The organism is Aliidongia dinghuensis (assembly GCF_014643535.1).
In the GTDB taxonomy this organism is placed as follows: Bacteria; Pseudomonadota; Alphaproteobacteria; order ATCC43930; family CGMCC-115725; genus Aliidongia; species Aliidongia dinghuensis.
In genome coordinates, this window is sequence record NZ_BMJQ01000016.1 from 148959 (window position 1) to 170651 (window position 21693).

General features: G+C 66.7%; 22 protein-coding genes. 7 read left to right on the forward strand and 15 right to left on the reverse strand.

Annotation, left to right across the window (positions count from 1 at the left end; all coding sequences use genetic code 11):
- Positions 1 to 65: 65 nt before the first annotated feature.
- The 7 genes from IEY58_RS26480 to IEY58_RS26510 form a co-directional block, all read right to left on the reverse strand.
- Positions 66 to 371, reverse strand: a complete 306-nt coding sequence (locus IEY58_RS26480) for a toxin-antitoxin system HicB family antitoxin (protein WP_189051171.1) — start codon at positions 369 to 371, stop codon at positions 66 to 68.
- Entirely contained in the window at positions 323 to 832 is a 510-nt protein-coding gene (locus IEY58_RS26485) for a putative toxin-antitoxin system toxin component, PIN family (protein WP_189051172.1), read from the reverse strand. Before IEY58_RS26485 ends, IEY58_RS26480 begins: the two co-directional genes overlap by 49 nt.
- 281 nt (positions 833 to 1113) lie before the next feature.
- The gene (locus tag IEY58_RS26490) at positions 1114 to 2061 is read right to left on the reverse strand and encodes an Hsp33 family molecular chaperone (protein WP_229743966.1); all 948 of its coding nucleotides are present in this window, start codon (positions 2059 to 2061) and stop codon (positions 1114 to 1116) included.
- Entirely contained in the window at positions 2049 to 2969 is a 921-nt protein-coding gene (gene argF, locus IEY58_RS26495) for an ornithine carbamoyltransferase (protein ID WP_189051173.1), read from the reverse strand. The genes IEY58_RS26490 and argF overlap by 13 nt, the downstream gene beginning before the upstream one ends.
- Before the next feature lie 2 nt (positions 2970 to 2971).
- Positions 2972 to 4144, reverse strand: coding sequence for an aspartate aminotransferase family protein (locus IEY58_RS26500; protein ID WP_189051174.1), 1173 nt, complete (start codon positions 4142 to 4144; stop codon positions 2972 to 2974).
- A gap of 354 nt (positions 4145 to 4498) precedes the next feature.
- The gene (locus IEY58_RS26505; RefSeq protein ID WP_189051175.1) at positions 4499 to 5344 is read right to left on the reverse strand and encodes an anti-sigma factor family protein; all 846 of its coding nucleotides are present in this window, start codon (positions 5342 to 5344) and stop codon (positions 4499 to 4501) included.
- On the reverse strand, positions 5341 to 5904 hold the full coding sequence (locus IEY58_RS26510) for a sigma-70 family RNA polymerase sigma factor (RefSeq protein WP_229743967.1): 564 nt from the start codon (positions 5902 to 5904) through the stop codon (positions 5341 to 5343). The genes IEY58_RS26505 and IEY58_RS26510 overlap by 4 nt, the downstream gene beginning before the upstream one ends.
- A 185-nt stretch (positions 5905 to 6089) precedes the next feature.
- On the opposite strand from IEY58_RS26510, the gene IEY58_RS26515 reads away from it, so the two are divergent.
- Together IEY58_RS26515 and IEY58_RS26520 are read left to right on the forward strand one after the other, a co-directional pair.
- Positions 6090 to 7034, forward strand: a complete 945-nt coding sequence (locus IEY58_RS26515; RefSeq protein WP_189051176.1) for a metallophosphoesterase family protein — start codon at positions 6090 to 6092, stop codon at positions 7032 to 7034.
- Positions 7035 to 7045: 11 nt separating this feature from the next.
- Entirely contained in the window at positions 7046 to 7426 is a 381-nt protein-coding gene (locus IEY58_RS26520; RefSeq protein ID WP_189051177.1) for a cupredoxin domain-containing protein, read from the forward strand.
- A gap of 17 nt (positions 7427 to 7443) precedes the next feature.
- On the opposite strand, the gene IEY58_RS26525 is transcribed toward IEY58_RS26520, so the two are convergent.
- A complete protein-coding gene (locus IEY58_RS26525; protein ID WP_189051178.1) occupies positions 7444 to 8247 on the reverse strand; it encodes an ABC transporter permease in 804 nt (267 codons plus the stop codon).
- 239 nt (positions 8248 to 8486) lie between these two features.
- Here IEY58_RS26525 and IEY58_RS26530 point away from each other — a divergent pair, with 239 nt between their 5' ends.
- Positions 8487 to 9092 carry a regulatory protein RecX gene (locus tag IEY58_RS26530; RefSeq protein ID WP_189051179.1) on the forward strand — a complete coding sequence of 202 codons (606 nt, stop codon included), beginning with the start codon at positions 8487 to 8489 and terminating at the stop codon, positions 9090 to 9092.
- A gap of 4 nt (positions 9093 to 9096) precedes the next feature.
- On the opposite strand, the gene IEY58_RS26535 is transcribed toward IEY58_RS26530, so the two are convergent.
- The gene (locus IEY58_RS26535; protein WP_189051180.1) at positions 9097 to 11478 is read right to left on the reverse strand and encodes a mechanosensitive ion channel family protein; all 2382 of its coding nucleotides are present in this window, start codon (positions 11476 to 11478) and stop codon (positions 9097 to 9099) included.
- Positions 11479 to 11618: 140 nt separating this feature from the next.
- Between IEY58_RS26535 and IEY58_RS26540 the strand changes: the two genes are divergently transcribed.
- Positions 11619 to 12182, forward strand: coding sequence for a hypothetical protein (locus IEY58_RS26540; RefSeq protein ID WP_189051181.1), 564 nt, complete (start codon positions 11619 to 11621; stop codon positions 12180 to 12182).
- A gap of 95 nt (positions 12183 to 12277) precedes the next feature.
- Entirely contained in the window at positions 12278 to 12934 is a 657-nt protein-coding gene (locus IEY58_RS26545; protein ID WP_189051182.1) for a glutathione S-transferase family protein, read from the forward strand.
- A 173-nt stretch (positions 12935 to 13107) separates the two neighbouring features.
- Here IEY58_RS26545 and IEY58_RS26550 read toward each other — a convergent pair whose 3' ends face one another.
- The 3 genes from IEY58_RS26550 to IEY58_RS26560 all read right to left on the reverse strand — a co-directional run bounded on the left by IEY58_RS26550 (position 13108) and on the right by IEY58_RS26560 (position 15289).
- Positions 13108 to 13458 (reverse strand): hypothetical protein, encoded by a 351-nt coding sequence (locus tag IEY58_RS26550; protein WP_189051183.1) that lies wholly within the window; start codon positions 13456 to 13458, stop codon positions 13108 to 13110.
- Positions 13459 to 13611: 153 nt separating this feature from the next.
- A complete protein-coding gene (locus tag IEY58_RS26555; protein ID WP_189051184.1) occupies positions 13612 to 14253 on the reverse strand; it encodes an HD domain-containing protein in 642 nt (213 codons plus the stop codon).
- Positions 14254 to 14407: 154 nt separating this feature from the next.
- Complete coding sequence (locus IEY58_RS26560) at positions 14408 to 15289, reverse strand: LysR family transcriptional regulator (RefSeq protein ID WP_189051185.1); 882 nt, start codon at positions 15287 to 15289, stop codon at positions 14408 to 14410.
- Positions 15290 to 15407: 118 nt separating this feature from the next.
- Here IEY58_RS26560 and IEY58_RS26565 point away from each other — a divergent pair, with 118 nt between their 5' ends.
- Positions 15408 to 16481 carry an alkene reductase gene (locus tag IEY58_RS26565; protein WP_189051186.1) on the forward strand — a complete coding sequence of 358 codons (1074 nt, stop codon included), beginning with the start codon at positions 15408 to 15410 and terminating at the stop codon, positions 16479 to 16481.
- A gap of 182 nt (positions 16482 to 16663) precedes the next feature.
- Here IEY58_RS26565 and IEY58_RS26570 read toward each other — a convergent pair whose 3' ends face one another.
- The 3 genes from IEY58_RS26570 to IEY58_RS26580 all read right to left on the reverse strand — a co-directional run bounded on the left by IEY58_RS26570 (position 16664) and on the right by IEY58_RS26580 (position 20530).
- Positions 16664 to 17629 (reverse strand): GlxA family transcriptional regulator, encoded by a 966-nt coding sequence (locus IEY58_RS26570; RefSeq protein ID WP_189051187.1) that lies wholly within the window; start codon positions 17627 to 17629, stop codon positions 16664 to 16666.
- Between the two features lie 38 nt (positions 17630 to 17667).
- On the reverse strand, positions 17668 to 19470 hold the full coding sequence (gene lepA, locus IEY58_RS26575) for a translation elongation factor 4 (RefSeq protein ID WP_189051188.1): 1803 nt from the start codon (positions 19468 to 19470) through the stop codon (positions 17668 to 17670).
- Between the two features lie 295 nt (positions 19471 to 19765).
- Positions 19766 to 20530 carry a class II glutamine amidotransferase gene (locus IEY58_RS26580; protein ID WP_189051189.1) on the reverse strand — a complete coding sequence of 255 codons (765 nt, stop codon included), beginning with the start codon at positions 20528 to 20530 and terminating at the stop codon, positions 19766 to 19768.
- Between the two features lie 266 nt (positions 20531 to 20796).
- On the opposite strand from IEY58_RS26580, the gene IEY58_RS26585 reads away from it, so the two are divergent.
- On the forward strand, positions 20797 to 21693 hold the full coding sequence (locus IEY58_RS26585) for an EamA family transporter (RefSeq protein ID WP_189051190.1): 897 nt from the start codon (positions 20797 to 20799) through the stop codon (positions 21691 to 21693).

Below are 21693 nucleotides of genomic sequence, written 5' to 3' on the forward strand. Positions count from 1 at the left end.
TCAAACCGCCCTATCAGCGGCATCCGCGCCGGGAAGCGCGCTGTACGGTGCCAGCCGCCTAAAGATCAGCGCCGCGTGGCAGAAGCGCGCTTATCTTCGTTTTCCGGAACATCGAGCCAGCCTTCCGGAATTTCGTCACCTTCCTGCGGTGGCAGCGTTCCTGCCTTCGCGATGATCCGTTTGAAATCTTCGGGATTGGCCCCGGCGGCCCTCGCTTCGAAGTATCTGGCCGTCTTGAGCTCGGCCAACCGCCTCGCGACAGCCACTGTGATGAACGTATTGATGGAAGTGGCCTCCGCTTCCGCGGCTTCTTTGACCTCGTTCATGATCGAGGTCGGAAGCCGGAGAGCGTAGCCGGTGACGGTCGCCATTGTATCCTCCTTAACACATCACCAGGCCGAATGGCGTGGATTCCCGGCCCTTCTTCCGCCGTCACCGACGAGCGATAGTCCTTCACGTTGAAGGTCACCAGCGCTTCGGCCGCCCCATTGAGCACCACGTCGACGAAGATTTCGTCGTCCGGATCGCGGATTGAAGGCCTGTAGCGGAAATGAGGCGTCACCGCTTCGCAAATCGCGGCAAAGCCGTCGAGAAAGACTTCCACGTCGTTCGCGTCCAGACCCATCTGGTTCAGGTGCTCGGGCCTTTTCAGCACGGCCTCGTATTCGACCATCGTCGCGACGCTGGCGAGCGGCTGGATGATGCCCTCCCACGCCGCGATCAGCAGGATACGCGACGCCCCGTCCGGACTTCTCAATCCACTGAGGACCACGTCCGTGTCCAGTACGAGCCTCATATCATATTCAATATCGCAGATGGGTTCATGCAGCAAGCAATATCATATATGATATGATCCGCAAGGTTCAGCAACGGCCGCGTCCTTGGCGGCTCGTTCCCGCTGGTCGAGAATAGCGACCGCGACCCGCTTGTCGGGCGATTAGCCGACAGTGCGTCACCTACAATCGGCTCTTTTGCTGAAGCACAAGGCAGGGAAGCACACCGCTGCTTGCCATCACGCGGCAGCGCCACCTCTTCCTCTCCCTGCAGAGCGGAGAAGAATTCGCATTCGAAGCACCGACCGCGGGTTCAACGTTTGAGCGGAACGACTTGCCCTCACGCCGCGTCGAACAGCGCCTCGATCTGGGCCGGGGTGAACTCGTATTTGGTCGAGCAGAACTCGCAGTCGACCGTGACCTTGCCGTCGACCTCGAGCCCGGCCATCTCGTCGCGTGGCAGCGAGCGCAGCACGCGGGAGATGCGCTCGCGCGAGCAGCGGCAGAGCGCCTGCAGCCGCTCGGCCGGCCAGCCGCGCACGCCGTCTTCGTGGAACAGGCGATAAAGCAGGTCCTCGGCCGGCAGGTTCGGGTCAGTGAGCTCGGCCGAGGTACAGCTGCCAAGGAAGCTCAGGGCCCGGTTCCAGCCCTCGTCCGCCGCCTCTTGGTTGGCGACCACCGGATGCTCCGCCTCGCCGCCCTCGGCCGGCAGGCGCTGCAGCATCAGGCCGGCGGCACGCCAGCGGCCGGGCTTGCCGTCGGCATCCGGCTCGCCGCGGGCGACGGCGAGCTTGAGCCCGGTCGCGATCTGCTCCGACTGAGCGAAATAATGGGCGGCGCATTCGGCGAGCGTGCCGCCGTCCAAGGCCACGATGCCCTGGTAGCGGTCCGTGTTCACACCCTGGTCGACCGTGAAGGCGAGATAGCCGGACCCCAGCAGGCGCGGCACCGGCGGCGTGTCGGCCGCAGCGTCGAGCGCAGCCAGCGCCTCGGCATCGTATTGCGCATAGCCGCGCACGGCGCCGGCCGAGGTGACGTCGGCCACGACGAGGCGGACCGGCCCGTCGCCCTTGGTCTGCAGCGTGAACACGCCATCATACTTGAGGGCACCCGCGAGCAGGGCCGCGAGCGTCACCGCTTCGCACAAGAGGCTTGCGACCGCATCCGGATAGCCGTGCTGCGTGATGATCTTGTCGACCGCCGAATTGAAGCGGACGAGGCGGCCGCGCAGTGCGGTCGCCTCGATCTGGAACGGCAGGATCAGGTCGTCCATGGTCAGGCGAGGCACCAGGCGAGAATCCCCTTCTGCGCGTGGAGGCGATTCTCCGCCTCGTCCCAGACGACGGACTGCGGCCCATCGATGACCGCCGCCGTCACTTCCTCGCCGCGCTTTGCCGGCAGGCAGTGCATGAAGATCGCATCCGGTTTGGCCGCCGCCATCAGCCGCTCGTCGACCCGATAGGGCGCCAGCATGTTGTGCCGGTTGACGCTCGCCTCGACGCCCATCGACACCCAGGTGTCGGTCACGATGCAGTCGGCGTCCTTGACCGCCGCCGTCGGATCGCCCAGCACGGTCACCTTGCCGCCCTCGGCCCTGGCCCAGTCGATCAGGCGCTGGGCCGGCTGCAGCGGCTCAGGCGATGCCACGCGCAGCTCGAAGCCGAAGCGGACCGCGGCATGGATCCACGAGGTCGCGACGTTGTTGCCGTCGCCGCTCCAGGCCACGACCTGCTTCTCGAGCGCGCCGCGCTGCTCCTCGAGCGTCATGAGGTCGGCCATGATCTGGCACGGGTGGCTGAGATCGGTCAGGCCGTTGATCACCGGAACGGTGGCATAGGCTGCCATCTCGTCGAGCTTCGCCTTCTCCGTCGTGCGCATCATGATCGCGTCGACATAGCGCGACAGCACGCGCGCCGTGTCGGCGACCGGCTCGCCGCGGCCCATCTGGCTGTCCGACGCCGACAGCACGACCACGTCGCCGCCGAGCTGGCGCATGGCCAGCTCGAACGACACACGGGTTCGGGTCGACGGCTTCTCGAACACCATGGCGAGCGTCTTGCCGGCGAGCGGATGATGCTTCGAGCCCGCCCCCGGCTTGACCGCCGGGTGCTTATAGGCGTGCCCCATGTCGAGGATGCGCCGGAGCTCGTTCGTCTTCAGCAGGTCGAGGTCAAGAAAGTGCCTGGGCGCCGTCACGGTCAGGCACTCCAGGTCCTGCAGGCCGCGTCGATCGCCGCCACCGCCTGGTCGATCTCGGCCGGGCCGATGATGAGCGGCGGCACCAAGCGGACGACATTGTCGCCGGCGCCGACGGTCAAGAGCTTCTGCTGGCGCAGCTTGTCGACGAGCTCCGTGTTCGGCACGACGCAGCGCAGGCCGAGGATGAGGCCGATACCGCGCACCTCGGCGATCACGTCCGGATATTTGGCCGCCACGGCCTCGAGCTTCGAGCGCAGCAACGCCGCGTTCTTCTGCACGCCCTCGAGGAAGCCCGGGGCGAGCATCACGTCGAGTACGGCATTGCCGATCGCCATGGCGAGCGGATTGCCGCCGAAGGTCGAGCCATGGACGCCGGGCGCGAAGCCCTGTATCGCCTTCTCCGTCGCCAGCACCGCGCCGACCGGGAAGCCGCCGCCCAGACCCTTCGCCACCATCATGACGTCAGGTGCGACACCGGCCCACTCATGGGCGAACAGCTTGCCGGTCCGGCCCATGCCGCACTGGACCTCGTCGAAGATCAGGAGCAGGCCGAATTCGTCGGCAACCGCGCGCAGCCCCTTCAGATAGTCGATGCTGCCCGGGCGGATGCCGCCCTCGCCCTGCACCGGCTCGACCATGATCGCCGCCGTCTCGGGCGTGATCGCGGCGCGCAGCTCATTGAGGTTGCCGAACGCGACATGGTCGAAGCCGTCGACGATGGGCGCATAGCCCTTCAGATACTTCTCGTTGCCGGCCGCCGCGAGCGTCGCCAAGGTCCGGCCGTGGAACGAGCCCTGGCAGCCGATGACGCGGTAGCGCTCCGGATGGCCCGTGTCGTCGTGGTATTTGCGCACGATCTTGATCGCGAGCTCGCCGGCCTCGGCGCCGGAATTGCCAAAGAACGCGCTGTCGGCGAACGTGTTCGCGACCAGGCGCTCGGCAAGCCGCGTCTGTTCCGGGATCTGGTAGAGGTTCGAGGTGTGCCAGAGCTTCTTGCCCTGCTCGATCAGCGTCTCGACCAGGTGCGGGTGGCTATGGCCAAGCGCGTTCACCGCGATGCCGGCGGCGAAATCGAGGTACCGCTCGCCTTCGGCGGTGAAGAGATAGGCGCCCTCGCCCCGCTCGAAAGCGAGTTCGGACCGGGCGTAGGTCGGCATAACAGCGGGAATCATCGTGAATCGGTCTCCGTGAGATCGATGAAGGCGATCGTAAGCGTGAATCAGGGAACGAGCAAAAGCGACCGGGCGATGCCCCCGGCACCGCCCCTATCGTCGTCGCAGCGCGGCACGTATCGCTACGTGCCCGTCAACCCGGCCGAACCGGCCCATGACAATACCCATCGCCAGCTCCGCTCTACGGCCAACACGAAGTCGCCGGATCCGTCTGGGGAAAGCGCGAGAGTATGGTGAGGGGCTCCCAGCGTGTCAATCAAACCGCGCAGGGCTACCATGCGCTGCAGCATGGCGGGGTCGAAAACACTATTATACCGTCAAGCCCGGCCATGACGCGCTAGGTGAACGCCGCACTTACGTTCCCGTCACCAGGTCCTCGAACCGCTCGAGTTCCTCCGGGTCCAGGTCCGACACGACCCAGTCGGTGATGCCGCGCCGCGACCAGTGGCAGACCGCGTAGCCCTGGTGCACCACCGCATCGGACGAGAAGGTGGGCGCGCTCGGCGTCGAGAACACGTAGAGCGTCACGATACGGTCGTGATGCCGATAGATGAGTGCCGCCGCCCGCTTGTTGTCGACATAATCGAGCCGGGCGCCGACCAGCTCGAAGCCATCGGCCGAGAGGTCCTTGACGGGCGGCGCCACGTCGAGCCGGCCGGTGAACCACGGCCGGATGGTCTTGGGATCGTCGCTCGCCACATCGAGCAGATGGCCGCTCATCAGCGAGCGGACATGGCTTTCGACCACCGCCTGCGTCATGCGGTCCTCGGGCGTCACATGCATGATCCAGGCGGTCGCGAGCGCCGCCGCCAGCGCGCCGCCGAGGCCGGCGAGCGCCATGGCGAGACGCCCGCGGGTCCGTGCCGGCAGAGAGACGACCTTGGTCGGATCGGAGGCCGGTACCAGGGCCGGTTCGGGCTCGGCCAACCGCTCAACGGGCCGCTCGACCAGTGGCTCAACCAGTGTGGGCGGCTCGGCCGGGTCTGGCAACGCCTCGCGGATGCGCTGCACGAGCCCGGACGGTGCGCGGTAGCGCGGCAGCTGGGCACGGAGCGCCGTCCTGAGCGCCTTGTTGCGGGCAAAGGCCACGGCGCAGTCGGCGCAGGTCTGGAGATGTCGCTCGAAGTCCGCGATGCCAGCGGCATCGAGCTCGCCGTCGAGCGCCAGATCGACCAGAAGGCACTTGTCCTCGCAGCTCATCGCCCACCTCCTTCGAGAGCGACATGACGGCGCCAGCCGTCCTGAACCTGACGGCGCGCCCGGGCGAGCCGCGACATGACCGTGCCCACCGGCACCGCCGTGATCTCCGCAATTTCGCGATAGCTCAGATCCTCGATCTCCCGCAGCACCAGCACCTCGCGAAACTCCGGGCTCAGCCGGTCGATCACATCCATCAGCGCCGCCCGGTCCTCGGCCAGCATGAGCCGCGTCTCCGGATCGTCCGGCAGCCGCTCCCACGGCACCGCCGCGAACGGTTCGAGCGGCCGCTCGATGCCGTAATCCTCGACCGGGCCCGCGACGGTGCCGCGCCGGTGGTTCGCCATCCAGCTATAGGCGGTATTGCGCACGATGGTGAGGAGCCAGGTCCGCACGCTCCCGCCCTTGAAGCCGTTGAAATAGCGAAAGGCGCGAATGCAGGCGTCCTGCAGGACGTCGGCCGCGTCGTCTGGGTTGCGCGTCAGATAGCGTGCGAAATTGTACGCCGCATCCAGATGCGGCAGCACCATCTCCTCGAACGCCCTTCTGCTTCCCGGATCCACTCGACACCCGCCTGTCTTGTCCCGTTGCGTACCCCTGGTCGCGCATCCAAGGACACCGCCAATTCTGAATTTATTCCGGAAAAGCGAAACACACTTTTTCTGGAATAAAGCGCGCAGGCGCCGGGTCTGTCCGCCGCAACCGACGGCTCCCGCCGCCGGGGCAGTCTCGAGAGGGGATGAGAGAGATGACGAGCGTTTTCGACGACGATACGCTGGCCCCAGGTGGCAGCGCGCGGCGCGAAGCCCTGAAGTGCATGGCCTGGGCCGGGACCGGACTGATCTGGAGCCTCGCGGGCGGGGTGCCGCTCGCCGGCATGCTCGGCCGGGCCGAAGCCGCCGCAGCGGAAGGCTTCACCTTCGCCCAGTTTTCCGACAGCCACCTGGGCTTCAACAAGGATCCGAACATGGATCCGACCGCGACGCTCAAGGAGGCGATCGCGGACTTGGCCAAGCTCGAGAAGAAGCCGGCCTTCATCATCCATACCGGTGACATCAGCCATCTCTCGAAACCGGTCGAGTTCGACACGGCGGCCGAGATCTTCAAGGAAACCGGCATCCCGGTGTTCTATGTGCCGGGCGAGCACGACGTGCTGACCGACGAGGGCGCCTCATACCGCGAGCGCTTCGCCCCCAAGGCCCAGGGCGACGGCTGGTTCAGCTTCGACCACGACGGCGTGCACTATATCGGCCTCGTCAACGTCCAGAACCTCAAGGCCGGCGGGCTCGGCAATCTCGGCAACGCGCAGCTGGTCTGGCTCGCGGACGATCTGCGGCCGCTCAAGGCCTCGACGCCGATCGTCGTGTTCGCCCACATCCCGCTCTGGACCGTCTACGCGGATTGGGGCTGGGGCACGGAGGACGGCACCAACGCGCTGGCGCTGCTCGCCCGCTTCGGCTCGGTTACCGTGCTGAACGGCCATATCCACCAGATCATGCAGAAGGTCGAGGGCAAGGTCGCGTTCCACACCGCCCGCTCGACCGCCTTCCCGCAGCCGGCGCCGGGCACTGCCGCCTCGGCCGGCCCGATGAAGGTACCGGCCGGCGAGCTCAAGAACTGGCTCGGCATCACCGACGTCACCTTCGTGCGCGGCCGGGAACGGCTCGCGATCGTCGACCACACACTCGCCTGAAGAGGTTCTAGATGACGCTCAATTTCACCCGCCGGCACACCCTGATGTCGGCGGCCGCAGCCCTGCTGCTGCTGGCGGGCCGGGCGGACGCGCACGACATGACGGCGATGCAGACCGCCCAGGCCGCGGCCGCCCCCGTCGTCGCCAATGCGGTCAAGATCGACAATTTCAGCTTTCAGCCGGCCGCCATCGTCGTCAAACCCGGCACGACCGTCACCTGGACCAACGCCGACGACATTCCGCACACGGTGACCGAGGCCGACAGGACGTTCAAATCACCGCCGCTCGACACCGACGATAAATGGAGCCACACCTTCACCGAGCCCGGCGAGTACCATTATTTCTGCTCGCTGCACTCCAAGATGGTCGGCACCGTCATCGTGAAGCCTTGAGCGCCATGCCTTGAACGTCAGGCCTTGAGCTTGTAGCCGCGGGCGAACATCACGTAGGCGAGCGCGAGGAGCGCCGCATCGAGCCCGAGCATCACGGCCATGCCGAGCCCCGGATCGGCATCGGCATGGCCGATGAAGCCCGCTCGGAAACCGTCGATCATGTAGAAGAACGGGTCGAGATGGGCGACGAAGCGCCAATGCTCCGGCAGCGCCTCGACCGAATAGAACGTGCCCGACAGGAACGAGGCCGGCATCACGATGAAGTTCGTGACCGCGGCGATATGGTCGAACTTCTCGGACCAGATGCCGCCGACGATGCCGAGCAGCGACAGCATGAGCGAGGCGAAGAAGCCGTGGAACAGCACGAGGCCCAGCGAATGGAGCGGCAGTTCCACGAACGGCACGACCGCGAGCGCCACGGCCACGCCCACGACGATACCGCGCGTAGCACCGCCCAAAGCCAGTGCCAGCACCGCCTCGATCGGCGAGAGCGGCGGCATCAGCAGGTCGACGATATTGCCCTGGACCTTGGCGATGACGATCGAGGAGGAGGTATTGGCGAACGCGTTCTGCGTCATCGCCATCATCATGAGGCCGGGAGCGAGGAACGTGCCATAGCCGACACCACCCGCCGTCCGCCCCGCACCGCCCAGCGCCAGAAGGAAGATCGAGAGATAGAGCAGGGTCGTGACCATCGGCGCCAACAGCGTCTGGGTATAGACCTTGATGAAGCGCCGGACTTCCTTCTCGTAGAGCGTCCAGAACCCCAACCAGTTGATCGCCCCGAACCGCCTGACGTCACCGACCGCCGCACGCGCCACGCCCAAGTCCTCCCGAAGCCCCGACCGGCCGCGACCCTAGACCCGCCGGCCGGGTGAGACAAGTTGGGGAATCGTGCGCTTCGAGATGGCAGCCCCGCCCCCGCCGTCATCCTTGGGCTTGACCCACTGCTGTCCGGTTTATTTTTCCCGTCATCCCCGCCCGCGCTAGGGGATGACGGTAGGTTGGAATCCTCTGATAACAGATGACGCTGGCGCCGCCTGCTTGATACTAAGCAACCATGTCTGATACCGCCCCACCCCCCAAGCCCGCCCCGCGCAAGCCCGGCCCCAAGCCCGCGACGCCTGAGCGGCTCGAGCGGGTGGCGCTGTTTCACCTGGAGCGTTTCGCGAGCTCGGCCGAGAACCTGCGGCGGGTGCTGATGCGGCGGGTCAGGAAGTCGGTCGAGGCCCAGGGCACGGATCCCGCGGCCGGGGCCCAGATGGTCGAGGCGCTGATCCAGCGTTTCGTGAAATCGGGGCTGCTCGACGACAAGACCTATGCCGAGGCGCGTGCCGCCCGGCTGCATCGGCGGGGGGCGTCGGCGCGCATGATCGCGGCGTCGCTTGCCGAGAAGGGCATCGATCGCGACCTCATCGGCGACACGCTCGTCGAGACGGACGACGAGGCCGGCACTTCGGCACGGCCGGGCGGCGACCTCGCCGCCGCCGCCGCCCTCGCCCGCCGCCGCCGGCTCGGCCCCTATCGGCCGGCGGACAAGCGCGCCGAATTCCGGCAGAAGGACCTGGGCACCCTCGCCCGCGCCGGCTTCACCCGGGTGATCGCGCTCCGCGTGCTCGGCGCCGAGGATCCGGAGGCACTGCAGGCACTCGTCGAGGAAGGCTGACGCCTCACGCCGGCTTCGCGACCGGTGCGCCGGGCTCGGCCACAATTTCCGTCTCCGCGGCAGCGGGTCTGGAGGGTGCCGCAGCGGCCGGCGGCAGCACGAGCTGCAACTCGCTCAGCACCTGCGCCGCGCGGTCGCCGAAATCGATTGTCTGGATGGCGCCCGGCACCATGCCGGGCAGATAGATCTTGGCCTCGTCGAGCGCGCGCTTCAGGCGCAGGCTGAATTCCCGGCCGATCGCCCATTGCTTCATCGGCAGCGTCTTGATGCGGCCCTGGAAGTTGAGGGTGTTCGGCGCGAAGCTCGCGAGGCCGAAGATCTCGATCTCGGCGATCATAAACGGGCCGAACGCCGGGTCGCTCTTCATGCCCTCGTAGACCTGGCGCAGGATCGCGATGACCTGGTCGGGATCGCTGCCGTAGGCAACCGACAGGTCGATGACGTGATAGGCGAAGTCCTTGGTCAGGTTCCTGACCTGGGTCACCGTGCTGTACGGAATCGTGTGCACGCTGCCGGCATTGTCGCGCAGCTTGATCGTGCGGATCGAGATCGCCTCGATCACGCCGGTATTGCCGCCGCCGAGGTCGACCACATCGCCGACGGCGATCGTATCCTCGACCAGCATGAACAGGCCGGTGATGATGTCCTTGACCAGCGCCTGGGAGCCGAAGCCGATAGCGAGGCCGACGACGCCGGCGCCGGCCAAGAGCGGCGCGATGTTGATGCCGAGCTCGGACAGGATCAGCAGCACGACCAGGAGCAGGAGCGAGATCCAGACGGCGTTGCGCGCGAACGGCAGGAGCGTGCGGACGCGCGCGCTGCGCGAGACGCGCTGGCCGCGGGAATCGACGCCGGCCAGATAGCGGTCGACCGCGGCGTTGAAGATCTCCCAGCAGCCGAACGCGATTGCCAGGATGAGCACGATCGTCAGGGCCGAGCCGGCGAGCTGCCGGCCGGAACTGCTCGACAACCAGGCGAAGGAGCCGAAGCCCCAGGCCTCGAGCAATGCCAGCGCCATGAAGCCCCAGAGCACGACGGTCGCCGCGATGTTCAGCACGGGCACGTAGCGGTTGGCGCGCGCCTCGAGCGTCGGAAAGCGTTCCCTCAGGTCGGCCGGGACGGCGAAGCCGCGCTCGGTCAGGCGCTTGATGCCGCGCCCGAGCAGGCGGACCGCGACCAGGATGCCGATCGTGAAGGCGCTGGCGCGGAACACAAAGACGAAGCCGCCCTCGATCTTGAGCGCGTAGACCACGAAGATCGTGACGATGTAGAGGATCGCCAGCGCATGCCAGACCTCGGACAACCGGTAGCGCAGGACTTCGAGCGTGCCGCTCGGGCCGGCCGGAGCCTCGTCCTCGGCGTTGCGCGTGGCGGCCGCATCGGCCTGCCCTTCGGGATCGGCGACTGCCCTCCGGTGCGGGCGCAGCCATTGACCGACCGCTTGGCGGTTCTGCAGCACGAACAGGCAGCCGAGGATGGTCATGAGCAGCGCCACGAGCTTTTGCAGGACAGCGCTGATGGCGCCCGGCGCGCCCATCCACCAGGCGGCCGGGATGAGCGCGAAGCCGTAGAAGCCCACCTGGGTGAAGCGGCGCACCCAGATGAAGAGATAGTTCGCCGTCTCCTCGCTGACCGGCACGAGCGTCCAGCCGGCCGCGCGCGGCGCCAGAAGCAGGGTCCAGGATGTCACGATGACGAGGCGCGCGTAGACGAAGGCGTGGATCAGCACGATCGCGACGCGCCGGGTCGTTTCGCGCGGCTGCAGATAGTCGGCCGTCACCTCGGCGGCCGTAAGGAACGCGAAGAACGGCAGGGCCGCGAGCAGGATCGCCAGCACGAGCAGGCTGATGCGGCCGAGCCAGGTCGTGGGATTGCGCCGGGTAGCCCGCCGGTGGATCACGCGCGCGACCTGGCGCATCAAGAAATCCGCCAGGATCGCCGCCGCCAGGATCAGGCCGATGTTGCGCCCGACCTCCTCCCAGGCGTCGCGCGCCGTCGGATCGGAGACCTGCCGGTCGAACCAGCCCATGAGATGCGGCGCACCGATCACGACCGTCGTCGCATCGACCATGTCGGAACCGATGCTCTGCAGATGATCGCCAACTATCGACAGAAGATCCGACGGTGCCGGTGGCGCCGGCGGGTTCGCCCCTTTCTCGGCCGCACTCAGCGTCTGCAGCTGCTTGATGAGCGCCTGGCGTTTCTGCTCGTCCTGCAGCGTGCCGACGAGCCGGTCGATGTCGGCGGCCGACACGCCGGCCTCGTTCGTCACCTGCTTGGCATTGGCCGCCGCGGCCGCCGCCTGCGACGGGGTGGCGAGTCCGAGGCCGAAAAGGAGGAAGGCACCAATGAGGGCGCGGCGGATGAGCGTGGCGGGGTTCGACATGGCCGGCACTCTACTCAAGGACCGCGAAGCGCGCCAAGGCTGCCGGACCGATTGTCGCAAGATTGATCTCGTCGCCCATGTTTTCTCCCGAAAGCGGCCAAGCCCGTGTAAAATCGGCCAATTTCGTTCGGAGACCATGCATGAACCGCTCTGCCCCGCTCGTTCTTGCGCTTGCACTCACCGCCTGCGCCGACAATCAGAGCTTCATCGGCATCACCACCTATGACAGCTCCTACATCCCGGGCGAACATGAGCTCTATGGCCCGACGATCCAGACCTTCGTGCGCGGCGGCCCGTTTCCCGGCATCGAGCCGACCGCGTCGACGGCGGCGGTGCTGGCCGACATGCAGGACGGCGGCTTTCCGCTGACGTACTTCACGACCGAAACCGTCGGGCGCTCGCCCTATCGGGTACTGATGGTGTTCGCGCCCACGCCCGGCACGGGCCTCGATCAGCTGTGCGACATGGATGCGCACAATATCGCGACCCTGCCGGTTGCCGCCGCCCCAACGCCCGACGGCCGCATCGGCCTCGCCGCCGCGTTCTGTCGGGCCGATAAGCTCATGGGCGGCGCCACGGGCACGCTCCCGGTCGCGGTCGCCGCCAACGATGCGGCCGTCAAGGGCTCGATCCAGGCATTCGTGCGCCAGATGTTCCCTGCAACCAATCCGACAGTCGGCCAGGGCAGCGATCCGCCCAACTGATCCTCCCCAACTGATCCTCCAGGCATCCCCGCCGGGCTGGTCCCGATCTTGCTTCGCCTCTATCGCACCTCGTTCGCGCAAGGAGCTTCTTGAAGATGGCCACGGCAAAGCTCGTCATCAGCAGCAAGAACTACTCGTCCTGGGCGCTCAGGGGCTGGCTGCTCTGCCGCATGGCTGGCCTTGATTTCGACGAAGAGATCGTCTCGTCCGACGATCCGTCGATGCGGGCGGAACTCCTGGTCCTGTCGCCGTCGACCCTGGTGCCGCGGCTCATCCACGACGGCATGACGATCTGGGACACGCTCGCCATTGCCGAATATCTGAACGAAACCTTCCCCGAAGCAGGCTTGTTGCCGAAAGAACGGGCAGCCCGCGCCCGCTGCCGCTCGGTCTCGGGCGAGATGCATTCGGGCTTCAGCGCACTCCGGTCCGGCCTGCCGGTCAACCTGAGGAAATTCACTCCCGGCTTTCACGTCTGGTCGGGCGCCCAGGCCGACATCGACCGCATCACGACGATCTGGCGCGAGTGCCTGGCGCTATCCGGCGGGCCCTTCCTGTTCGGCGCTGAGCGCTCCGTAGCCGACGCGATGTTCGCGCCCGTGACGACGCGCTTCAAGACCTATGACGTCGCGGTCGACCCGGTGAGCGCCGCCTACTGCAGACGGATCCTGGCGATGCCCGAGATGATCGAATGGTACGCCGACGCGGCTGAGGAGCAGGACGAGATCGAGGAGCTCGAAAGCGAGTTCTGAGCGCAGCACCAGGGGGCCCGGCCTGCCAGGCGGCCGGGCTTGAGGCCGATCGAAGGCGCGCCGGACGGCTCGTGGGGCAAGATGCGTTTCCCCGGAGCAAGGGTTCCTTGGCTTGCTCCTGGGGCGGTTATGGCTGGGCGGTTATGACGGCGCCGCCTCGTCCAAGGCGCACACTATTGCGAGATCCGCTCCCCTGACACGACATCGGCCGTGCGCGCCGGCGCGTGGCAACCGTTGCCGGCGTAGCTGTAGCTGCGCACGGTATGGCTGCCGTCGGCCGTCAGCACGGTCGAGCAGGCGGCGGTGCCGGTCGGGTCCAGAACGACCCAGACGAGCGCGTCGCCGCCGTTGGTGAGCCGGGTCTGCACGGAGGGATTGCCCCAACTGGCAATCGCCGTGCTTTCGGGCTGATTGAGAAACTGGGAGAGCTGAGCCTCATACGGGCTCTGGACCACCCGGGTTTCGGTGCAGCCGGCCGCAAGCAGCAGCAGACCAGCACCCGTGACGAAGTTGAGCTTTATCATAGTGCTCGGGAAACAGTCATCGGGTCGCGAAAGTTCCCTGAGCGACCGCGCCGCATTCTTGCCGTTTACTGGAGCGGCGGAGTGAAGGACTGCGCGGCCGCAGCCCTTCATTCAACGCCATTCAAGCTTAAACGCGAAGGTGGCACCCAAGGTTCAATCATGCCAATGAGAATGCAGGATGACGCTGCAGAAGTTGGTGCGCTGGAACGTCTGGTCCTTCAAGGCCAGCACGTCGTCGTTGACCGTGCCGAACGTGCTGTCCGGCCGATGCTTCATGCCGTGATAGAAGGCGTCGATGATGTTGTGCTTGAAGCGCTGCCCGCGCGGATGGGCGGAGACCACGGCCTCGCGCTGAGCGTCGCTGAACTGCTCATAGGCGAGGCCGAGCACGTCCATCTCGACGCCGGCTGTGACGAGCGCCACCTCCGACTTCTTGAACTCGGGGATGCCGGGCGTCGTGTGCAGCGCGATCGCATCCCACACGGTCTCGACATCCACCTCCGGCACGCCATAGCTGCGCAGGAAGTCGCGCGCGGCATTGGCGCCGTCGACCTCGAAGCGCAGTTGCGACTGGCGATATTTCTCGGTCAGGCCGATGTCGTGGAACATGGCGCCGACATAGAGCAGCTCGGGATCGTACTTCAGGTCCTTGCGCACGCCCGTCAGCGCGCCGAACAGATAGACGCGGGTCGAATGGTGGAACAGCAGATCCGATTCCGTGTCGCGGATCAGCTGGTTCAGGTCCCGCGCCATCTTGCTGTCGGGGATCTTGATGCCGGCGATCGACGTGTCCATGACTTCCTCCTCGAACGCGGGGTTGGCAACCCGGGGTGGGTTCAAGGCGCGTTCGTCGAGAGGAAATATCGCAGCCCGGGACACGGATTGCCCGGCGCCGGGACCGCCGGATCGGGCCAAACGCCCGTCGTTTTCGGCCAGCCGGCCGGCGTATTCAGCTCGTTTCCAATCTCCGGAAGTGATCGACCAGAAGATCAACAAAAGCCCGGACCTTCGGGCTCGTCAAATGCCGCGCCGGGTGCAGGGCCCAGGCTTCGAGGTCGCGATTGGGGACAGTGCCCCAGATTTTCAGCCGTCCTTCCGCCACGTCCTTCTGGATCAGCCAAGCGGGAAGCAGCGCCGCGCCGGCGCCGGCAAGAACCGCCTCGTGGACCAGCATCATCGATGAGCACCGCAAGATCACTTTCGGGATCACCGTGAGTTCTCCCACGGGGCCGAGGACGGTCCAGGCGGATTGGCTGCCCGTCGCCGAAAGAGCCACCGCGTCGATGCGCTCATCCGCGTGTCGCGGCAGGGGCATGCTTGGCGGGCTCGCCAGCACGCTTTGGCTGCGCAGGAACCGCCGCCCGACGAGGTTGCTGTCCGGCAGGGGATTTGCCCGGACCACCACGTCATAGCCTTCGCTCACTGGATCGATGAAGCGATCGTCGATGTCTATTTCCAACTCGACAGCCGGGTAGGTCCGCGCGAAGCGAGCGACGATTTCTCCCATCCCATACCGCGCCGCCAGCGCTGGGATGCTGACGCGCAGACGCCCCCGCACCAGCCCGCTCCGCGCGCTCATGTCTGTCCAGAGCGCGTCGAGATCCGCCAGCAACGGCGCGGCGCGATCGAAGAGAGAGCGTCCATCTTCGGTGAGCTGCGTCCCCGCCCCACTCCGTTCGAGCAGGGAGGTCCCGAGATGGGCTTCAAGCTCCCGCAGGCGGCGCGAAAGCGTCGCCTTCGGCGTTCCCGTTTCACGGGCGGCCGCATTCACTCCGCCCTCGCGGGCCACGGCGATGAAATGCACCAGCGCGTCGAGATCGGTGTGTTCCATATATGGACCACCCAGTTCCATTCTACGGTCTATCGGTTGTTCTATGGAACGCCAATTTCTCGGTCAGACGCAAGGGCGATCCCTTCGCGACGAATGACCAGCACGCAAGGAGCACCCAGTGACCGACATCTGGACCCCGACCAAAGTCGGAAACCTTGAGATCAAGAATCGGCTCGCGATGGCCCCCATGACCCGCAGTCGCGCCAACCCCGACGGGACGCCAGGCTCACTGGCCGCCGAGTACTATGCCCAGCGCGCCGACCTCGGCCTGCTCATCGCCGAGGGGACCCAGCCCTCCGACGAGGGGCAAGGCTACATCTTCACGCCCGGGATCTATACCGAAGCGCATGTCGAAGGGTGGAAGCAGATCACCTCGGCCGTACATGAAGCAGGCTCGCACATCTTCATCCAGCTGATGCATGTGGGCCGGACCTCGCATCCCGACAACACACCAGGCCGCATTCGGGCGGTGGCACCCTCGGCGATCGCGCCCAAGGATCAGATGTTCACGCTCGAAGGGATGAAGCCCATCCCCGAGCCGCGTGCCCTCACGCTCGAGGACATCGGCCGCACCATCCGTGACTTCCGCCATGCGGCACGCCGCGCCGTGGACGCCGGGGCTGACGGGGTCGAAATTCACGGCGCCAACGGCTACCTGATCCAGCAGTTCTTCGCTCCGAACGCCAATGTCCGGACCGACGCCTATGGCGGTAGCATCGAGAACCGCGCCCGCTTCGCGATCGAAGTCGCCAAGGCGATCGCTGAAGAGATCGGCGCCGAACGCACTGGTATCCGCCTGTCGCCTGGCGCCACGCTCGGCGGGCTGGAAGAGGGCCCCGAAGGTCCGGACCTCTACCGCTATCTCGTCCGCGAGCTGAACAAACTGGGATTGGCCTATGTCCACCTCATGCATCTCGGCGACGACACCCTGCTGGCTGACATCCGTAGAAGCTGGGATCAGGCACTGATCGTCAACCGGCCGGGCCGCGCCTTGCAGAATGTCGGCGCGGATATCAGGGCGGGCATGGCTGACCTGGAATCCTATGGGCAGCTTGTCCTGGCCACGCCGGACTTCACCGCTCGGCTGAAGTTCGGCGCGTCGATGAATGTGGCGGACAGATCCACCTACTTCGGCGGCAGCGCCAAGGGCTATACCGATTACCCGACGCTCGCTGCTGAAGCAGCCGTGTGACGCTGCCCACCAAGCACGACCGCCGCGCGACGTGCGGCGGTCGGCAGGGCGGATTCGGCATCAAGAGCCTCTCCGCCGGTCCCGCGCTGATGTCTCAGCTCGCGATGGCTGATGTCCGCTTGGAGGCAGCTTCCAGCGGCCGAGCAGGGTCGTGAGCGGCTATTGCCAATCGAGTTTCCAACTCAGGATGCCGGCCGTTGGAAGCTGGCACGATACTGCCCGGGCGTGACCCCCAGGCGCTTCGTGAACACGATGCGCATGCGGTCGGCGCTGCCGAAGCCTGAGCGATAGGCCACGACCTTGAGGGCCAGGTCGCTGCCTTCGAGCAGGTTGCGCGCCGTGTCGAGGCGCGCCCGCTCGACGAACTCGGCCGGCGTCATGTCCGCTTGCTCGACGAAATGGCGCGCAAGGTTGCGCACGCTCATGCCGGCGATCTCCGCCAGCTTCGCCACGGGGAAATCCTCCATGACATGGGCCATGACATGGGCCTGGATGCGGGCGATCGGCGAGGTTTCGTCGGCCGGGGCCGCGAGGAACGGGCTGAACTGAGACTGGCCGCCCTGACGCTGGGCGACCACGACCAGGCGCTTGGCGACCGCGAGCGCCAGTGCGGCGCCGTGATCCTCCGCGACGAGCGCCAAGGCCAGGTCGATGCCGGCCGTGACGCCGGCGGAGGTCACGAGCGGGCCGTCGCGCAGATAGATCCGGTCGAAGGCCACCCGCGCCCGGGGAAAGCGTCGGGCCAGCGCCGGCGCGTCCTGCCAATGGGTCGTGACTTGCCGCCCGTCGAGCAGGCCGGCGTGGCCGAGCGCGAAGGCGCCGGTGCAGATCGAGCCATACTGCGGCACGTGGTGGACGGCGTCGGCGAGCCAGTCGGAGAGCTCAGGATTGCGCTCGGCCGTCGGCAGATGCGGGCCACCTGCAACCAGCAGCAGATCGTGGCCATCGCCTGCCTCAGACAGGATGCGATCGGCGCTCATCAGCATGCCGTTGGACGCGCGGAACGGGCCCGCGACGGTGCCGAGCAGGGTCACGTCATAGCCCCGCCCCTCGCCCGTGAAGCGGTTCGCCTCGGCGAAGGCGTCGAGCGGCCCCGCGACGTCGAGCGCCTGGACTCCGGGAAAAATGACGATCGCGACCCGGCGCATCGGTTGTCACCGCGTCCCGGATCGCATGGCGGGCGACCTTAGTGGTCGTCCATCTTGAGCGCGGCCAGGAAGGCCGACTGCGGGATCTCGACCTTGCCGAACTGCCGCATGCGCTTCTTGCCTTCCTTCTGCTTTTCCAGAAGCTTGCGCTTGCGGCTGATGTCGCCGCCGTAGCACTTGGCGAGCACGTCCTTGCGCATGGCGCGCACAGTCTCGCGCGCGATGATGCGGGCACCGATCGCCGCCTGGATCGCGATCTGGAACAGCTGCGGCGGGATCAAGTCTTTCAGCCGCGCCACCAGCGCCCGACCGCGATAATCCGCCTGGCTGCGATGGACGATGGTGCCGAGCGCGTCGACCGGCTCGTGGTTGACCAGGATGTTCATGACCACGAGGTCGCCTTCCTCGTAATGGTCGATCTGGTAATCGAAGCTCGCGTAACCGCGGCTCACGGATTTCAGCCGGTCGTAGAAGTCGAACACGACCTCGTTCAGCGGCAGCTTATAGACCAGCATCGCGCGGTTGCCGGCGTAGGTCAGGTCGACCTGAATGCCGCGCCGTTCGGTGCAGAGCGCCAGGATCGTGCCCAGATACTCGTCCGGCACCATGATCGTGGCCTTGATCCAAGGTTCCTCGATATGGTCGATCTTGACCGGATCCGGCATGTCGACGGGATTATGCAGCTCCATCATCTCGCCGTTGGTCAGATACACGTGATAGACGACGCTGGGCGCGGTCGTGATCAGGTCGAGATTGAATTCGCGCTCGAGCCGCTCCTGGATGATCTCCAGGTGCAGGAGCCCGAGGCAGCCGACGCGGAAGCCGAAGCCCAGCGCCGCCGAGGTCTCGGCCTCGGCCGCGAAGCTCGCGTCGTTGAGCCTGAGCTTGGCGATGCTGTCGCGCAAATGCTCATAGTCGGCGGCATCGACCGGGAACAGGCCGCAGAACACGACCGGCACGGACGGCTTGAAGCCCGGCAGCGCCTCCGCGGCAGGGCGGCGCTCCTCGGTGATCGTGTCGCCGACGTTGGTGTCGGCGACCGACTTGATGCTGGCGGTGATGAAGCCGACTTCGCCCGGATTGAGCTCGCCGGTCAGCACCGCCTTGGGCGTGAAGTACCCGACGCGCTCGACGGTATGGAGTGCGCCCGAATTCATCATGCGGATCTTCATGCCGGTCTTCAGCACGCCGTCGCGGATGCGCACCAGGATCATGACGCCCAGGTACGCGTCGTACCAGCTGTCGACCAGCAGCGCCTTCAGCGGTGCCGTCTCGTCGCCGGTCGGTGCCGGCAGGCGGGTGACGAGCGCTTCGAGCACACCCTTGATGTTGAGCCCGGTCTTGGCCGAGATCTCGACTGCGTCGGACGCGTCGAGGCCGATCACGTCCTCGATCTGCTGCTTGATGCGCTCCGGCTCGGCCGCGGGCAGGTCGATCTTGTTCAGGATCGGCACGATCTCGTGGCCGGCGTCGAGCGCCTGGTAGACGTTGGCGAGCGTCTGGGCTTCGACACCCTGGCTCGCATCGACCACCAGCAGCGAGCCCTCGCAGGCGGCAAGCGACCGGCTCACCTCATAGGCGAAGTCGACATGGCCCGGCGTATCCATCAGATTGAGCGTATAGGTCTGGCCGTCGTCCGCCTTATATTGCAGGCGAACGGTCTGGGCCTTGATGGTGATGCCGCGCTCGCGCTCGATATCCATGCTGTCGAGCACCTGCTCGCGCATCTCGCGGGTGTCGAGGCCTCCGCAATATTGGATCAGCCGGTCGGCAAGGGTGGACTTGCCATGGTCGATATGGGCGACGATCGAGAAATTGCGGATATGCGAGAGGTCGGTCATGGGGCGCCGCTGTTCCAGGAATTGGCCGCGACCATAGGGCCAGCCGGGATGCGGCGCAACAAAAGCGCTCGGCCGGCATGGCGCCATGCACGCCGTTGCAGTATAAGCCCGTTCGTCGATCCCCGACCGAGAGGAGTCCGCCATGGCCGCGAAGAAAAACGCGATCGCCCGGGACCTGCGGTCGCCGAAATACCGACCGCGGGTCGTCAAATCCAAGAAAGCCTATGTCCGCCGCCCGAAGCACCCCGCCCGGGCGGCGGATGGGTTTTGGGGGCCGTTCTCGGGATTGGGCGCTTCAGCCGACCACTTCGCCACCGCGCAGCGCCAGGAACGCGCCGTGGCCGAGCTCGGTCCATTGTTCGTCGGAGGTGAGCGGCCGGGTCGCAACCACGGTCACGACGTCGTTGGGCGTGGTCTCCGTGGCGAAATCGACCTTGATGTCGTCGTCGATCAGCGTCGCCTGGCCGAACGGCGCACGCCGGGTCAGGAGGGCGAGGCGCGTGCTGCAATGGCAATAGAGCGAGCGGCTGTCGCTCAAGAGCAGGTTGAACACGCCGAGCGTCGCTAGCTCGCGCGAGAGGTCGCGGATCGCGCGATCGAGGGCCGCCTGCGGCGGTGCCTCGCGCCAGATGGTCCGGAGCTGATCCAGCATCCAGCAGAACGCGTGCTCGCTGTCAGTCGTGCCGATCGGCCGGTAATGGGCGAGCGGCCGTTGCTTGACGCCCTTCAGCTGACCATTGTGCGCGAAGGTCCAGCTGCGGCCCCAGAGCTCTCGGGTGAAGGGGTGGGTGTTCTCGAGCGAGACGCGGCCGCGGTTGGCGCGCCGGATGTGGCTGATCGCGATGCGGCTCTTGATCGGATAGGCCCGCACGAAGCGGGCGATCTCGGAATCGGCGCTCGCCTGCGGGTCGTGGAAGGTGCGGCACGCCTTGCCGTCATAGAACGCGATGCCCCAGCCGTCGCCGTGCGGCCCGGTGCCGCCGCCGCGCCGCACCAGGCCGGCGAAGCTGAAGCAGATGTCGGTCGGCACGTTGGCGCTCATGCCCAGAAGTTCGCACATGCGGGATCGCTATCCGGTTGATCCAAGGCCGCTTCCCGGCCCCGGGCCAGCTTAGCGAAGGCGCCATGCCATGCAAAGAAACGGAGCTTTGCCAGCACGTCCTGCCCCGTCGCCTCCGACCGACGCGCGAGATTTTCGCCGCCGCCACATCTCAAGGTGGGCCTAGCCGCCTGACCAGCGCGGGGCTGTAATGCGGGCGCGGGCCTTGTGACGCGCCGCCCGCGCCGCGACCATCGCCCGGTCGAAGACGGCGTCGGACTTTGGGCATGCGGCCGGTACATCTCCTCTGGGCGATCGCCATCACGGCGGTCTGGGGCTTCAACTTCGTCGTCATCAAGGCCGGCCTCGGCAGCTTTCCGCCGCTGCTGCTGACGGCGCTGCGCTTCGCGTTCGCGGCCCTCCCGGCCCTGGTGCTGGAGCGGCCGGCAGTGCCGTGGCGCCACATGATCCTGACCGGGCTCGCCCTGTTCGTCGGCCAATATGTCCTGCTGTTCGTCGCCATGAGCCACGGCATGCCGCCCGGCCTGGCGTCGATCACGCTGCAGATCCAGGCTTGCTTCACCATGCTGCTGGCCATCCTGGTGCTGGGCGAGCGGCCGCAGCCCCGACAGATCGCTGGCGCGGCCGTGGCGCTCGCCGGCCTCGCTGCGATCGGCTCGACCGTTGGCGGCGACGTGAGCACGCTCGGCCTTGGTCTCACCATCCTGAGCGCGCTCAGCTGGGCCGCCGGCAACCTGCTGCTGAAACGCATGCCGAAGCCGGCGGACGGCCGGCCGGTCAAGATGCTGAACCTGATCGTCTGGCTGAGCCTGGTGCCAATCGCGCCGACGCTGGCGCTCTCGCTCGGCTTCGAAGGGCCGGAGCGCATCGCGGCCGCCCTCACCCATGCCGGCTGGCTGGGATTCGGTGCGCTGTTCTATATCGTCGTCTTCTCGACGCTCCTGGGCTTCGGCGTCTGGGGCCGGCTGCTCTCACTCTATGCCGCCTCGACCGTCGTGCCCTTCTCGCTGCTGGTGCCGATCTTCGGCGCCGTGTCGGCCGCCCTCGTGTTCCACGAAAGCTTCGGCCCCGGCCGGCTCGCCGGCATGGCGCTCATCATGAGCGGCCTCGCCATCTCCTCGCTGCCGATCGGCCGCCTGCGCGCAAAGCGGCAGGCGGCCTAG

Excerpts from the sequence above, each read along its gene's own strand:
- IEY58_RS26480 (WP_189051171.1), bottom strand. The coding sequence starts at position 371 with ATGGCGACCGTCACCGGCTACGCTCTCCGGCTTCCGACCTCGATCATG.
- IEY58_RS26500 (WP_189051174.1), bottom strand. The coding sequence starts at position 4,144 with ATGATTCCCGCTGTTATGCCGACCTACGCCCGGTCCGAACTCGCTTTC.
- IEY58_RS26505 (WP_189051175.1), bottom strand. The coding sequence starts at position 5,344 with ATGAGCTGCGAGGACAAGTGCCTTCTGGTCGATCTGGCGCTCGACGGC.
- IEY58_RS26515 (WP_189051176.1), top strand. The coding sequence starts at position 6,090 with ATGACGAGCGTTTTCGACGACGATACGCTGGCCCCAGGTGGCAGCGCG.
- IEY58_RS26520 (WP_189051177.1), top strand. The coding sequence starts at position 7,046 with ATGACGCTCAATTTCACCCGCCGGCACACCCTGATGTCGGCGGCCGCA.
- IEY58_RS26530 (WP_189051179.1), top strand. The coding sequence starts at position 8,487 with ATGTCTGATACCGCCCCACCCCCCAAGCCCGCCCCGCGCAAGCCCGGC.
- IEY58_RS26535 (WP_189051180.1), bottom strand. The coding sequence starts at position 11,478 with ATGTCGAACCCCGCCACGCTCATCCGCCGCGCCCTCATTGGTGCCTTC.
- IEY58_RS26540 (WP_189051181.1), top strand. The coding sequence starts at position 11,619 with ATGAACCGCTCTGCCCCGCTCGTTCTTGCGCTTGCACTCACCGCCTGC.
- IEY58_RS26545 (WP_189051182.1), top strand. The coding sequence starts at position 12,278 with ATGGCCACGGCAAAGCTCGTCATCAGCAGCAAGAACTACTCGTCCTGG.
- IEY58_RS26550 (WP_189051183.1), bottom strand. The coding sequence starts at position 13,458 with ATGATAAAGCTCAACTTCGTCACGGGTGCTGGTCTGCTGCTGCTTGCG.
- IEY58_RS26555 (WP_189051184.1), bottom strand. The coding sequence starts at position 14,253 with ATGGACACGTCGATCGCCGGCATCAAGATCCCCGACAGCAAGATGGCG.
- IEY58_RS26560 (WP_189051185.1), bottom strand. The coding sequence starts at position 15,289 with ATGGAACACACCGATCTCGACGCGCTGGTGCATTTCATCGCCGTGGCC.
- IEY58_RS26570 (WP_189051187.1), bottom strand. The coding sequence starts at position 17,629 with ATGCGCCGGGTCGCGATCGTCATTTTTCCCGGAGTCCAGGCGCTCGAC.
- lepA (WP_189051188.1), bottom strand. The coding sequence starts at position 19,470 with ATGACCGACCTCTCGCATATCCGCAATTTCTCGATCGTCGCCCATATC.
- IEY58_RS26580 (WP_189051189.1), bottom strand. The coding sequence starts at position 20,530 with ATGTGCGAACTTCTGGGCATGAGCGCCAACGTGCCGACCGACATCTGC.
- IEY58_RS26585 (WP_189051190.1), top strand. The coding sequence starts at position 20,797 with ATGCGGCCGGTACATCTCCTCTGGGCGATCGCCATCACGGCGGTCTGG.